General features: G+C 39.5%; 13 protein-coding genes. 2 read left to right on the forward strand and 11 right to left on the reverse strand.

Annotation, left to right across the window (positions count from 1 at the left end; genetic code table 11):
* Nucleotides 1-113 precede the first annotated feature (113 nt).
* Together ESV85_RS06175 and ESV85_RS06180 are read right to left on the reverse strand one after the other, a co-directional pair.
* Nucleotides 114-1,457, reverse strand: coding sequence for a Gfo/Idh/MocA family protein (locus ESV85_RS06175; protein ID WP_146915773.1), 1,344 nt, complete (start codon nt 1,455-1,457; stop codon nt 114-116).
* 19 nt (nt 1,458-1,476) lie between these two features.
* The gene (locus ESV85_RS06180; RefSeq protein ID WP_146915774.1) at nt 1,477-2,859 is read right to left on the reverse strand and encodes a DUF1080 domain-containing protein; all 1,383 of its coding nucleotides are present in this window, start codon (nt 2,857-2,859) and stop codon (nt 1,477-1,479) included.
* Between the two features lie 573 nt (nt 2,860-3,432).
* Here ESV85_RS06180 and ESV85_RS06185 point away from each other — a divergent pair.
* Complete coding sequence (locus ESV85_RS06185) at nt 3,433-4,596, forward strand: class I SAM-dependent RNA methyltransferase (protein ID WP_146915776.1); 1,164 nt, start codon at nt 3,433-3,435, stop codon at nt 4,594-4,596.
* A 77-nt stretch (nt 4,597-4,673) separates the two neighbouring features.
* Here ESV85_RS06185 and ESV85_RS06190 read toward each other — a convergent pair whose 3' ends face one another.
* The 9 genes from ESV85_RS06190 to ESV85_RS06230 form a co-directional block, all read right to left on the reverse strand.
* The gene (locus ESV85_RS06190) at nt 4,674-6,185 is read right to left on the reverse strand and encodes a DUF4301 family protein (protein WP_146915778.1); all 1,512 of its coding nucleotides are present in this window, start codon (nt 6,183-6,185) and stop codon (nt 4,674-4,676) included.
* Nucleotides 6,186-6,293: 108 nt separating this feature from the next.
* A complete protein-coding gene (locus tag ESV85_RS06195) occupies nt 6,294-7,166 on the reverse strand; it encodes a biotin-dependent carboxyltransferase family protein (protein ID WP_146915779.1) in 873 nt (290 codons plus the stop codon).
* Nucleotides 7,163-7,858, reverse strand: a complete 696-nt coding sequence (pxpB, locus tag ESV85_RS06200) for a 5-oxoprolinase subunit PxpB (RefSeq protein ID WP_146915781.1) — start codon at nt 7,856-7,858, stop codon at nt 7,163-7,165. The genes ESV85_RS06195 and pxpB overlap by 4 nt, the downstream gene beginning before the upstream one ends.
* On the reverse strand, nt 7,855-8,574 hold the full coding sequence (locus tag ESV85_RS06205; protein ID WP_146915782.1) for a LamB/YcsF family protein: 720 nt from the start codon (nt 8,572-8,574) through the stop codon (nt 7,855-7,857). The genes pxpB and ESV85_RS06205 overlap by 4 nt, the downstream gene beginning before the upstream one ends.
* Before the next feature lie 63 nt (nt 8,575-8,637).
* On the reverse strand, nt 8,638-9,147 hold the full coding sequence (locus tag ESV85_RS06210) for a YdeI/OmpD-associated family protein (RefSeq protein WP_146915784.1): 510 nt from the start codon (nt 9,145-9,147) through the stop codon (nt 8,638-8,640).
* On the reverse strand, nt 9,147-10,625 hold the full coding sequence (locus ESV85_RS06215) for a hypothetical protein (protein ID WP_146915786.1): 1,479 nt from the start codon (nt 10,623-10,625) through the stop codon (nt 9,147-9,149). The genes ESV85_RS06210 and ESV85_RS06215 overlap by 1 nt, the downstream gene beginning before the upstream one ends.
* A gap of 102 nt (nt 10,626-10,727) precedes the next feature.
* Nucleotides 10,728-12,173 (reverse strand): hybrid sensor histidine kinase/response regulator, encoded by a 1,446-nt coding sequence (locus ESV85_RS06220; protein WP_223275921.1) that lies wholly within the window; start codon nt 12,171-12,173, stop codon nt 10,728-10,730.
* Nucleotides 12,174-12,182: 9 nt separating this feature from the next.
* The gene (locus tag ESV85_RS06225) at nt 12,183-12,626 is read right to left on the reverse strand and encodes a response regulator (RefSeq protein WP_146915788.1); all 444 of its coding nucleotides are present in this window, start codon (nt 12,624-12,626) and stop codon (nt 12,183-12,185) included.
* Nucleotides 12,627-12,726: 100 nt separating this feature from the next.
* Entirely contained in the window at nt 12,727-14,166 is a 1,440-nt protein-coding gene (locus tag ESV85_RS06230; RefSeq protein ID WP_146915790.1) for a sensor histidine kinase, read from the reverse strand.
* A 188-nt stretch (nt 14,167-14,354) separates the two neighbouring features.
* On the opposite strand from ESV85_RS06230, the gene ESV85_RS06235 reads away from it, so the two are divergent.
* Entirely contained in the window at nt 14,355-14,507 is a 153-nt protein-coding gene (locus tag ESV85_RS06235) for a lmo0937 family membrane protein (protein ID WP_146915792.1), read from the forward strand.
* Nucleotides 14,508-14,565: the final 58 nt, after the last annotated feature.

The following is a 14,565-nucleotide window of genomic DNA, read 5'->3' on the forward strand; positions in this document are numbered from 1 at the left end:
GGATGTTCTGGAATATATATCTTTTGTCCTTCCAGTCTATTTAACAAGTAAAAAAAAACACCTAATCTATAATCTGATCAGGTGTTTTTGTAATGAAGGTTACGGTAATAAAATTAAATTTTTGGTGGCTCCCAACCTTTTTCATAAGATCTGGTCCATAGAGCCGAAGCTGCTTTCGATCCTTGTATATGTCCGTTCTTTGGATCACATGTCAGTGTTTCTCCAGTTCTATAGCTGATATTAGCCAAATGACAAAGAAGAGTGCTTACAGCTCCTTCTTCGATATTGGAATTTTGCTTTTCCAATCCTCTAACTGCGTTGAAGAAGTTAACGATGTGAGTCGTGCTCATATCACCTCCACCACCCAGTGCAGTGCCAGCTTCATTACTTGAGGACATACTGTTTTTCACTTCTTTACCAGATCTGTCAAATTGCTTATAGCCACCACGATCTACGTAAACAGAACCTTCTGTTCCGTAAATAATAGTCCCTCGGTCTGTGCCATAGGTTTTGTAGCTATTTCTACTTTTGCCATCCCATTGGATTACGGAGCCGTTTCCGAACTTGAAAGTAGCGTCCATAGTATCGTACATCACCCAGCCATCCTCGGCAAAGTGTCTTTTGTCTGCGGTGACCTGTACCTCACTTGGGTAGTCTACCTGAAGAGCCCAACGAGCCACATCTAGTTCGTGAGTGGCATTATTTCCAGTCTCTGCTGTGCCATATTCCCATCCGTACCAATGCCAATTGTAATCCCAAGTGTCATGAGTATACGCTTTTCTTGGAGCTGGTCCTTGCCACATTTCCCAGTCCAAGCCTGCAGGGGCAGGAGCGGCAACTGGATTTGGTACTGCTCCGCGGTTATTACTATAAAAGGCTTTAGCCATAAATGCTTTGCCTATAGCTCCATTATGTATGGCTGCAATAATTTCCCGGCTTTCAGGAGCAGAACGCTGCTGATTTCCCATTTGCACTACTTTATTATACTTCTTCTGAAGTGCAATCAGTAGTTCTCCTTCATGCGGATTGTGGGAGCAAGGCTTTTCTACATAGACATTTTTGCCTCTCTCAAGAGAAAGCCAAGTGCCTGGTGCATGCCAGTGATCTGGGGTCGCGATGATCATGCAATCCACCTCTTTGTCATCCATCACTTTCATGACGTTCTGCTCTAGCTTAGGTGCATAGTCTATGTGCTTCGCAAAATTCTTTGCTGCCTTTGGCATCTGTGATTCCATGGCATCACAGAGATACATGAGATTTACATTGCTGGATTTCAGGCCGATTGGCTCATAATAAGCTCCTAATCGTCTTCCCAATCCTGCAATGGCAACATTCAAACGTTCGTTTGCACCTATAATTCTACCATATGATTTTGCTGTAAAAGCAGCAGTACCCAGTGCAGACAAGCCTACAGTAGCAACCGCAGATTTTTTGATAAAGTCTCTTCTGTTGTTCATTATGTTTGATTTTGGGTAATTATTTTAACGACTTGATTTTGATGTTTTTGAAGCTCACCTCATTGCCATGATCCTGAAGAAGAATATGACCTTCTGGAGCTTCGCCAAAGTTATCCCACTTTGCATACTTGCTTTTCGCGACTAAATCACGGTATTCTTGAGATCCTCTTTCGTATTCTAGTACTTTCACACCATTAAGGTAATGCGTTACTTTATTGTCCGGAGTTACTACCACACGGCCTTTGTTCCACTCTCCAACTGGCTTGATGAATCTAGCATTTTTATCAGCCTTGATTAGATCATATAGAGAGGACATGGTGCGGTTACCATCTATTCCCATTTTAGCATCTGGATGATTATCATCATCCAACACTTGATATTCAAGTCCAATAGCTGAACCCTTATTTCCTTCAGACAAAGTGACAAAATACTTTAATCCTGAATTAGCTCCTTCAGTAAGTCTAAACTCAAAAGCCAAGTCAAAAGCTGAGAATTGCTCTTTGGTCACGATATCACCAGCATTGGTAGATTCGGTGCCATCTGTGGCTGCAATAGTCAAAAGACCATCATTGACAGACCAACCTGATTCCGGGAATGTCTCCTTATATGCACCTTTCCATCCATCAGAATTTTGACCGTTGAAAAGCAGTTTCCAGCCATTACTTTTTTCGTATTCTGTCAAAGAGTTTAAGCTGTTATTTACTACAAAGATATCTTTGCTAAATGCTTTCGGTTCAAGGTTTTCAGTTTGAATTTTTACATTCTTAAATGAAGTCTTTCTGCCTGCGTCTTCAGCTTTTTGAATACTGTGTACTTGAAGTCCGATAAAACCAGTCTTGTCCATGTCGTCAACAACATATGCCACTTCCTGACCATTAATCCAAGTTTTGATTTCATTGCCAATTGCTTCAATTCTGTAATGGTTGAATTCGCCCATTTTGAAAGCAGATTTTGCATCAGGATTTAGATCTAGAGGATATAACCAACCTCTCCTTGCTTCATCATATACTCCACCAGACCATGCTCTTTCAGATGGATCAGCTTCGATTTGGTAACCGAAAACCAAGCCTTTACCATCTTTTGCAGCTGGGTCATACTGGCCTCGGGCCATTACGCCAGAGTTACTGGAAAGGTGTTCTATTTTAAGATCAAGCTCAAGTATAAAATCACCATAAGTTTCTTCTGTGATAAGAAAAGTATTTGGGGATCCAGCTACTGAGGTTCCTTGTATTTCTTCACCGACTACTTCAAAAGTGGCAGTACCAGCTACTGGCTTCCATCCACTGAGATCTTTGCCATTGAATAAATTAGTCCATCCATCTTCAGTTTTCTGCTCTGCTGCACAGCTGGCGAGAGTGAGTGAGGCGATTAAAACCGCGAATATAGTACGGGTGTATTTCATAGTTTTGAGGTATTATTGTTCATTATAAAAGTCAAGTTTTTGTACCATTGCCGCAAATGCAATCCTGTTAAGTTACGCAATCGTTTGCGAGTTTATCCTTGAAATAATGATGAATAGCAATGCCTGAGGTAAGAGTGGAAAAGAATGCATTGATTTTTCATCTGGTTATAATTTGTTTTTTAGAGGTCATCCCGATCTCGCTAGAAATAATCATTTCTCTCTATGACTTTAAGTAAAGTTCGATTTCATATGATCATAATCTGTTTTTAAAGGCCATATAGCCTGTCCCGAATTTTTTTCGGGAGAATGCCCTTAATTATCATCTTTGTATTTGAGAAGTACTTGTCATGGGCATTTCATCTTTTTATAATTGTTTTTTAATGGTCAGATGCCCGCCCGGCTGACTCCAGTCGGACAGGGAATCTCGCTAGAAATAATCATTTCTCTCTGTGACCTTAAGTAAAGCTCGATTTCATATGATCATAATCTATTTTTAATGGCCATATGGAATGCCCTTAATTATCATCCCCCTATTTGAGAAGAACTTGTCATGGGCATTTATTACTTTTGCGCATGCTTGATTTCAACCTCAAAGGAAAAGTTTTTATTACCTGTAAGGATCGCTCGGTTTCTTATTTGGAAAAGGAAGTTCGGGAACTCGGTTATGTGCCGGAATCTGTCACTCGGACGGGAATAGAATTAAGAGCCACTCTGGAAGAGTGCATGGATCTTAATCTTTACCTACGCACCGCCTCCCAGGTTCTCTACGAAATCAAATCTTTTTACCTGAGAAATGCTGACGACATCTACAGAAGATTCAAGTCTATTCCTTGGGAAGACTACCTGGATGTGGATGGTTATTTCTCTGTTAATTCTGTAGCGGAGAATGAAAGTATCACAACCCCACTGATTGTAAATGTGAAAGTGAAAGATGCTATCGTCGATCGTTTTCGTGAATTGAAAGGTAGAAGGCCGGATTCTGGCTCTGACTTCAATGGCTTGGTTTTTCAGGTTTATTGGAAAGAAACTCAGTGCATCGTTTACATCAATACCTCAGGAGATACGCTTGCAAAGCATGGTTACCGCAAGATTCCTGGAAAAGCGCCAATGATGGAAGCTTTAGCTGCTGCGACTATCTATGCTACGGAGTGGAATACCCGTGTTCCTTTTATTAATCCTATGTGTGGTTCAGGTACGTTGGCTATCGAAGCCGCTTTGATGGCTACTAAGCGTTACCCAGGTCTTTTTAGAGACCATTATTCTTTTCAGCATATTTTGGGTTACGATGAGCAGGCTTTCCTTGCAAAGAAGAATAAGCTGGAAAGCAAAATCATGGAGCTACCTGATCTGAAGATTATCGCTTCTGACATTTCCCTTCAGGCAATTTCATTCGCACAGGAGAATGCTATCACGGCAGGAGTGGATCATATGATCGAATTCCAGGTTTGTGATTTTGCGGAAACAGAAATACCTGAGGGCCCACGTGGAGTGATTATGTTCAACCCAGAATATGGCGAAAGGCTAGGGGAGAACGATGAATTGGAAATCACTTACAAGAGAATGGGGGACTTCCTAAAACAGAAATGCGCAGGATATAGAGGGTATATCTTCACTGGAAATCTTGAGCTTGCTAAAAAAATCGGTTTAAAAGCGACTCGTAGAATAGAGTTTTGGAACGGTACCATTGATTGTCGCTTGTTGAAATACGATTTGTACGAGGGCAAAAAGGAAGAGTAATCTAATTTGGGATATGTGACTTCGGATTTCAGATTTGGTTACCGCACTATCCGAAATCCGAAATCAGCATTCCGAAATTATTGGTGTTCGTCTCTCAAGAGATCGTTCACTGTTTTTACAGGATTGAAAGTTATCAGTGGAACTTCCACAAAGATGGTATTCCAGCCAGACATAGAGCCATTCCATAGTCCTGGCAATTCCAATGCTTTGAGATCCTTACCACTTTTAGATTTCTCAGTGATAAACCCTGTCATCATATCACGGTACCTTAGCAGATCAAATGATTCCCCTTTATAATTTCTGGTAGCACACACCAAGTCAACCGGGTTGAAGTGGGTAGCGGCATTGAAATGTTCTTTTGATGAAGAGTCATTTAAGTCGATCTGAGCAGTTTCCAGGATTTGAAGTGATTGTGATCCATCATCTTCTTTAACCCAGAAAGGTCCACCACCTGGTTCTCCGGTGTTTTTCACCATTCCGCACACTCTTATTGGGCGGTTGAGTTTAATTTTTAGAAAAGCTGCTTTTGCTTCTACTGATAGATTAGAGAAATTCTCAGGAAGTTTTGCTCCTAGATCATTTATCGCAACTTGCTCTGCTTTAGCGACTGTTTCTTCAGTTTCTTCTTTATCTAGATCTCTTGTGGCTTCGAATACTTTTTCCTGAACTTCCAGAAGTAATCCCCCGATAGCCATTTTATAATTTTGAGTATCACCTTTCAATCGATCAGGAACGACATTATCTACATTTTTGATAAAGATCAGGTCAGCAGATACGTCATTTAGATTTTCCAATAAAGCTCCATGACCAGCAGGACGGAAAAGAATGCTTCCGTCTTCTTCTATGAAGGGAGTATTATCTGTATTTACCGCTATGGTATCTGTAGACTTCTTTTGTTGGGAGTAGCTAATATCAAAGTTGACTCCAAATTCTTTTTCTATTCCAGGTAGTATTTTTTCAATCTCCTTTTTGAATTTGGCAGTATGTTCCGGAGAAACGGTAAAATGGATTTTAACTAGTGATCCTGTCCCAATTGCATATTGTACACCTTCTATAAGGTGCTCGTATGCAGGTGTTCTTCTGCCGTTTTTGTAGCGATGGAATTTCAACAAACCTTTTGGTAAGTTGCCATATCCAAGTCCCTCATCCAACAGTAAAGCAGCCAAGATACTCTTGTAATTTTGTGTATCGATCGCCTGATAAATACTACTTTCCTGACTTTCCAGCTGCTCATCCAGGTCTTCGTAAAAAGCAAATTTCTCAATATGGTTCATGAACTTCTGGACAAAAACGGATTCACCTATGGCACCGTTACCTTCCAAAAAAGCATATAGATCTTTGAACATTCGGGAAGCCGCACCACTTGCTGGTACGAATTTCAATACTTCTATTTTAGAAGCTTTTTCTGGATAAGTACTTAGGAAATGTCTCAACTCCTTGTCGCTCAAAACTTTGATTCCATTGCCTGGGGTAGCAGGTGCGGTGATTTCTAGAAAAGGGAACCCATTTTCAAAATGCTGAATCTGTTGTGCTACAGTTTCAGGGTTCATACCCTGAGACAAAATTTGGGATTTTAAAGGATTATCCATGAGTTAGTGGGTTCAATGTTAAAGTGTAAGATAATAGGCTTTGTTGCTTTCCTCAAGGCAAAAAGTAGATTTTTTTACCTAGTTAGTTAAAATCAAGAATTTATGGATTCAGTGGGATTTTTTGATTTGGAACTTGATTATTTGCCGAGTTGGCACCTGTGCTAGAACAGAAAGTCCTTCTTCTGAAAACTGAAGGATTCTAGGATAGCCACCTGTGACTTGAGCATCTTTCATAAGTATAATCAATTTGCCACCAGAAGTAAGCTGAACTGTACCAGGAAAGACTGGAGCAGTAGCCATTTCAGGGAGCGTGTTGGGAAGTAATTCTGACAATTGGACAGCCATTCTATTTTTGAGTTCAGAGATGGTAAACTGCATTGATTCAATGAGTTCCTGGCTTTTTTTGTTTAATAACTTCCATTCTGGTCCTGCAAACACTTCGATGACATTCTTCTGAGCCCAATTGAAATCCCATTTTACTTTTGAAGCGGTGTAAGAAGGATAATCTTGATTTGTAAAATATGGAATTTGATCTTCTTTTTTAGCAAATTGAGAACTGGTAATACCCGAATACCAACTCCTGGAATTCATGATTTTATCTGATTGAAAACCATTTTTGATTCCCAAATAGAGTACAGATCCGAGGTGAAATGCACCAATTTCCAATTGATCACTTTCACGGATTTCATAAATACCATCACTGGCAATTATACCTCCATTCAATTTGATAGCTGCTTTTGCTCCAGCTAGGCAAATCAGTGTGGGTGCACCAAATTGAAGTTTAAGTCCAGGTTGACATATCTCCAGCACAGCATCTGAATCTTTGTTTTTCAACAAGTGATTCACCCATGCAAAGGATTTTGAATCTAAGGCTCCTGAAATAGGAACTCCATATTGAGCATAGCCAATTCTGCCTGTATCTTGGACAGATGTACCTGGCCCAGTTTTCAGGATTTTCAAGTAGCCAATATCCCTAATCATCTGAATTCCGGTTTTCGTGGATGCCTCGCTAATTGATCAAATTCCCGAATTGTAATTGGGGTGAATTCTATCCGTTCGCCAGCCGCTGCAAATACAGGAATGGGTAGTTTGGGATCGAAAAGAGAAATAGGGGTTTGTCCTATCAAATGCCAGCCTCCTGGACTGGAAGAAGGGTATATTCCCGTTTGTGATCCGCCAATCGCGACCGAACCAACCGGTACTTCCCGATCGGGAATGCTTTTTCTAGCTGTATGCAATTCTGCCTTGAGCCCGTTCAAATACATGAAGCCCGGTAAAAAACCGTAGAAATGAATTCTATAAAGTGGTTGGGTGTGTAATGAGATTACCTCTTCTTGATTTATGTTTTTAAGCTTTGCTAATGAACTAAGATCACGACCAGTGGCTAATGAGTAGCAAACAGGAATTTCCCAGATTTTTTCTGGAAGAGAACTTGAGATTTCTTCAGGATTTATGGAGTTCAACCAGTCTTCGAACACTGAGGAATTTAATGGATTGGAAAGTATAACAGCAAGGGTTTTGAAACCCAACCGGAGTTCTGTAATCTCTGAATCGAAGTCTTGCTGTAGATTCTTCTTGAACGTTAATTGGTATTGAAGCAACTCATCGGATGCAGCTGAATCCCACTCAAATTCACAAATCAGCGGAGAGATTTGCTTGAACCTAGGTTTCATGACCAGAATCTTTTTCGAATTATTGGCAAGAAATCGCAAATGCCTGGATTATCACCATGAAAGCAAACGGTGTCAGCTTTTATTTGGAGTTCTTTTCCTGTGTCAGAAAGAAGATGTCCATTCTCTAATAAAGTTTTGAGATGGGTAGAAATCTCAGCTTCTGTGGTCATGTGTGATCCAAAAACAGATCTGGGCATCAATTGATAATTGTCCAAATATCGCCTATCACCGAAAACCTCTGTTCTAGCGTTTAATCCTTTCTGTATGATAAACTTTTCCAGTTGTGAATGAGGAGGAGCAAAAATTGGAGTATTGTGAAAATATGTAGCGATAAAATCGGTCAGACTATCCGCCAATTCTGAATTGGCAACTGCATCATTATAGAGCGCTCCGTGGAATTTGATATGATCCATAGGTAGCCCTACCTTTTCTGCGAGTTGCTCGAACTTCAAGATTTGAATTAATATTGATTTGTGTAGATCCTTATCAGAAATCTTCATTGTCTTGCGACCGAAATTTTTCTGATCTGGATAGGAGGGATGAGCACCTGCTTTTTTCTTGTGTTTCAGGGCTAGACTTATACTTTCACTTATAGAATTCTCATCTCCAAAGTGCCCTCCGCAAGCGATACTTGCTGAATCGATGAGAGGAAAGATTTGTATTTCGTTTGGCATGCCTTCACCTAAATCACAGTTTATTTCTGGCAGTTTCTTCATTGTAAGGGGAAAAATTGAATAAACTCTAAAATACAAAATGTCGCCTAAGGGCTATACTATTTTCTATAACTTATTGTAATACTTGATCAGCTCATTGAGTTGTTTGTAATCTAGCTTGCCTTTTGCCAGTTTGAGATGATGAATGATAGCGAGTGCTTTTTTCATTCGGCTTTCTGGACTTTTGACTTTGGTGACAGTATAGACCATCATCCGTTGTTTTCCGGGCGTGAGACTTTTAAAGTAGTTAGCTCCTTCCTCATCTTGGTCCATTAGTACTTGGAGTTCCTCAGGCATTTCGTGACCATATTCACTGTGATCCCGGTCAATTTTGATAGTAAAAGGGTTCTTTTCATCCAAATTGAATCGAGTTCGGAGTTCGTGATTGACCAAGACATACCAATAGTCTTTGGCCTTCATCAGCGCCATGTGAAATGGTCCTTCACCTTTTATCCAAATCAATACTCGTCGATGTTTATCATCCATCATTTGAGATGAAATTTCATCTGAAATGGGAATGTGGTATTGCCAATGATTAAACTCGAACGCAGCCAATTTTCCTTGGAACGCTATCATCAGAAGTCTTTGGAAATAGTGATTTTTAAAGCGATTTCACCCTCTGTCAGTGTAACTGGGAATTCTAATTTTTGATTATTTGCGACGTAATTACCCAGGTCCTGGATCTCACCAGTCAGCGTATTGATGCTTTCTACCTTAAAGGTATTGTGGCTTTTAGCTCCAATTGTAATTTGTGAAGTCGATTTTCCTGCATCAATCAAATAAACCAGCCAACTCTCATTTCCGGTACTTAGGACATAGCCTGTCATTCCTGGAGCAGCTACCAAAGCTGATTGATCAGGTTTGGTTTTTTTTAAATCCAGGGAATGAAGTGTCTCAGAAAGAATTTTTAGCTCATTTCTCAATGCAGTACTTCCACCTCCTGGCGCTTCATTGACTCCTGTTCCATCTTCTTTTCCTACAAAAAAGGAATAATCCAAACTATTGAAAAGTCCGCCTCCAGAAAGCATAAATGCCCAAGCTTGTCTGCGGTAAACCATATCTTCTGAGCCTGCAAAACCTGACTCATCAAACCCAATCACTCTATTCCAATGATAATTCCATGTGGCAGATTCTGGCCAATTGTAATGGAAATTCAGGATAGAAATATGCTTGGATACGGAGGCTATAGGAGCCTTGAAGTTGGAATAGTTCTGTGCGATTAGATGATTTTTTGGAAGATTAGCTTCTGCTGTAGCTATTGTTTCTGCGATTTCTTCTTGCCATTCCAAAGATTTTTCATCTGCCAGATCTACTTTGGCTTGCCAGTTTGGTCCATCAATCGCATAGGTATTGGCAATATTTAGAGCGGTATATGGTCGATCCGACCAAGGTTCATTTTGAATCTCGAAAAAGAAATTGTTGTAGCCATTCAGCTCGGTGACGAGCTTGGTGACATAGGATTTTTGGAGTGATAATAATTCTCCATTTTCTGTAGTATGGACTAATTTTCTATCCAATGTTCCCGTTTCACCTGCTCTGTTTTTTGGATTTTGAGGGTTCATTTCCCAGTGATCATCATTGTAGATGGAGGAGAAAAGTGTGACTTCTACGATGATGTCCAGTTGCTCAGCTAGCTTCATAAACTTACCTAACCGCTCAAAATAAGCTGGATTAGAGGAAGACCAGTCATACTTTATTTCGCCATTTTCAGCTTTGATTATCCATGGAACAATCACTTTACTCGCTTCAGGTGCCAGCGTATTATGTTTGATAGAAAAGCTTTTGGATGGGATTTCGAAATAGCTCCCCATAAAAATCCTCGTGTAGTTCATTCCTTCTTCATGCAGCGTGTGGAGATATGATTCAAAATCAAAATCCTGATTTAAAACTGCCCCATAATGCTCCGCTGATGTAATCAGAGCCATCGGCTTGCCTTTATATTCAAAATAGTGAGGGTTTGTCTCTAGTAATTTGATAGGGCCATTCTGGGCAAGGCCGAAGGTAAAAGTGCAGAATACAAAAAATAAGAGTCCAGAAATTTTCTTAATGCTCATTTGATAGGGCTTTGAGTGAGATTCAGTGAGAAGATTTTTAAGGTAAAAAAATCCCCTCAATTTCAGCGAAAGAGGGGATCAGAAATTACTTAATTATATAGCTCAGCCTGGAAGATTGAAAGTAATCAGGAAGGAAGTTCCTTTTCCTACATCACTTTTTACCCGAATGGAGCCACCGTGACTTAAAATAATATTTTGAGTATTGGTAAGTCCAAGTCCAGATCCAGTGGCTTTGCTGGTAAAGAAGGGTTCAAACAAGCGCTCTAGATTTTCCTTTGGAATTCCTTCCCCATTATCCTTGATCTCAATTCTACATTGATTTGCCTTAATGCTTGTTTTGAGCAGCAGCTTACCTGTTTTTTCAGGTATGGCTTCTATTGCATTTACGATTAGGTTCACCAAGGCAATTTTCACCTTTTCGCCATCTACCTGTATGTCGCAAATATCCGTTTGATATTGTTTTTGAATACTTATGCCTTTAAAGTCTATGCGGTCTTTGACATGCTCAAGTGCTTCATCTAGTAAGGTGTTGATCGAGTGACTTCGGGCATCCAATTCTGTAAATCGAGTGCTATCCAAAAGCTGTGTTACGAGATGGTTTATTCTATCACAATTTCTACGAATCACATCGATTAAGTCACCACTTTCAGCAAGTACGGACTCAGGCAGTTCCATATGCAGTTGATCTGCAGATAGTAGAATAGTAGTAAGAGGGTTTTTAACTTCATGTGCTAAAAGCCTTGCGATTCTACCAGTTGAGGAGAATTTTTTTAGGTTCAGTTCTTCCTCTTCTTTGGCTTTGATCGCACTGAGATCCTTGATCAAAACCTGAAAAATGCTTACGTCTTGCTTTACAATACTTACTAAACTATTGATCGTATGTCCATGATCCACTGTCATCAGAGCTTCCATGTCATAAATCTCCTGATTTTTAAAAAACAGGTCGTCTAGCTCTTGGCGGGAAGATTCTTCAATAAAAAGGTCTTTGAAAAAGAAGCTTTCTGCTGAGTTAGGATCAAAAGCTTTAGTTCCAAATTTCTTGAGAAATGCAGGATTAGCTTCAATAATTTCACCTTCATCATCCATCAAAAGGAAGGGATCACTTGCAAGCTCAAAAATTGATCGGAATTTGACCGCTGCGCTAGCCAGTGATTCTATCAATTGGGCATCGCGAATGGCATATCTCAGCGTTCTATCTAGGATATGCGCGTCGAATTCTCCTTTGACTAAGTAGTCGGATGTTCCAAGGGTAAGAGCCTCTCTATCGATGTCCCCAGTACTCATGCCGGTGAGCATGATGACTGGAGCATGCTTTCTGATAGATTTTATTTCGCGAATCAATTCTAGCCCAGTATCTTTTCCCAGCCTGTAATCAACCAGAAATACATCGAAGTTTTGATTAAGCTTAGGAATGGCTTCTTCGAGGCTAGTTGCACCTTCTAATTCATAGGTAGTATCAGTAATCCTTTTTAGCAAAGTAGATACCAGAAAGAAATCATCCGGATCATCATCAACGTAGAGTATTCTTATAGTTTCTGTACTGATCATATTTTTTATCTATCCTGGTAACAACACTGTTTTTGACCAGTAATTTTCGATTTCTTCAGTGACTTTGACTAATTCTTCAAATGATCCTGGTTTGGTAATAAAGCTACTAGATCCCATTTTGTAGGTAGTCTGTATATCATCTACACTATTTGAGGTAGTGAAAATAATGACAGGGATGGATTTTAGCTCATCGATGCTTTTGATTTCAGCGAGTGCTTCTCTGCCATCTTTGCGTGGCATGTTGAGATCGAGAAGTATAATATCCGGCTTGGGATACTTTTCCAAATCATCATATGGAGGGTTTCGCTTTAAATACTTGAGAAGAGCTTCTCCATCTTCTACGCAAGTAACTTTTTCCTTTGGCAAAGTCCTTTCAAAGGCTTTTAGTATTAATAATTTATCATCTTCATCGTCTTCTGCGACTAGGATTTGAATGGGTTTCTCGAAAGACATGAGCATATAGTCTGTGACGAACAGAGGTTAAATTGTACTCATAAGATAAGCACGATTTTGGAAATTAAATACTTTAGAAATATGATGGGATATACAGCATTTAAGGCTTTATATACGGCAAAATTATATTGAAAACTGAGCCCTTTCCTACACTGCTTTCTGCAAATATTACACCTCCATTTTTCTCTATTATTTTCTTGGTGATGGATAGACCAATTCCCGTGCCCTCATATTCTTTCTTTCCATGTAATCTTTGAAATATGGAAAATATTCTGTCCACATGCGTTTTTTCGAACCCAATTCCATTGTCACTAACCTTGATTAAGTAGTAGTTTGCACTGCTGTCTAAGTTAGGATAGCTATTAATTAGTTCTTCGCTTGCTTGTTCAGAAGTGATTGAGATTTCTGGATTGACAGATGGTTTAGAGAATTTGAGGGAGTTAGAAATTAGATTTTGAAACACCTGTCTATACTCCGTCTCAGAGCCTATTACTTTCGGTAATTTACCGACAGCTATTTTAGCAGATTTATCTTGAATTGCGATTTCAAAATCTTCCAGCATTTCTGCGATGACTTTGGAAAGCTTTACTGATTTCACCTTTTCATTCTCGATTCTACCTGCCCGGCTGTATTCCAAAAGATCTGTGATCAATCGCCTCATCCTAACTGCTGCAGCTGTAATCCTGCTTAGATATAGGTCACCTTCTCCTTCTAATTTGCCATCGTATTGCTCTTTTAATAGATCAGAAAATGCTGTGATCTTGCGTAGAGGTTCCTGCAAATCATGGGAAGCTACATAAGCGAATTGCTCAAGCTCCTTATTTGAATCATCAAGCAGTTTGATCTGGTCTCTTAGCTTTTGCTGAAATAACGTGATCTCCTTATTAGCTGCGAGTTGCGCTTTATTGAATTGATAAATGGAGAAAAATGTCATTAAACCAATGGTAATAGAGAAAATTGAGATGAGCCCTACTATAAAAGGGAGTGCATTTATATTATTAATCAGACTTTGGTTTTTTTGCTGAAAGAGACCGTTTTCCACATCATTGATCCGCAAAACCACGTCTTTAATTAACGTATATCCGCTCAGAGCATTATTGATCTTATTGGGGTCCAGGAAGCCTACTAAGTCACCATGCTCTTTCATATACTCGATTGAAGCTTCAAAAGTCCTCACTCTTGAATTGATCAGTCCCCTTAGTTCCTCTATATTATTTTGTTGGAGTGTGTTATCTATAGTCAATGCCTGTAGCTGTATCAGAAGCAACTCCGCATTCACATTTGATTGATTATAGTTGGTTAAAAATTCTTCATTAGAAGTCAGCACATATCCTCTGATATTGGTTTCTCTTTCCAAAATACTTGAATACAATTCATCCGTGCGTTGAAGTACATCAGAGGTGTGCATCACACCATCTGTATAGTATTCTATCCTACCAGCCGTCCAATAGGAGACTCCGCTTCCAATGACAATTAAGATCAGTGTTACTATGGAGTAAATTTTGACTTGTTTGATAGATGGGTTTTGTTCGTTTTTCATTTGGTATTTCCCTAAATGGGGGAATTTATTGCCCGATAAGATTCGTCTTCTACTTTCATTTTTGTTCAATTATAGCCCTTTAAGCCCTAATTTACTCATTTAAGCTTGTTTTGTGTAAGATTCCCATTTAAGGCACACCTGTTGAACTAGTAGATATGAAATAATCATACAACCTAAACACCAAAACTATGAGTTCTTTATTGTATTTCATCGCAGTTATTCTTCTGATCGGCTGGCTAGTCGGAGTATTTGCTTACAGTGCAGGAGGATTGATCCATGTATTATTAGTATTAGCTATTGTTGCTGTGCTGTTCAGATTGATTTCAGGTCGATCCCTATAGCCTAGAGCAAATTAGCTACTTGATTTTGTAATCAAGGAAATTTGAAATGTTTAACCAA

Source organism: Algoriphagus aquimarinus (genome assembly GCF_007997215.1).
Lineage (GTDB): Bacteria > Bacteroidota > Bacteroidia > Cytophagales > Cyclobacteriaceae > Algoriphagus > Algoriphagus aquimarinus_A.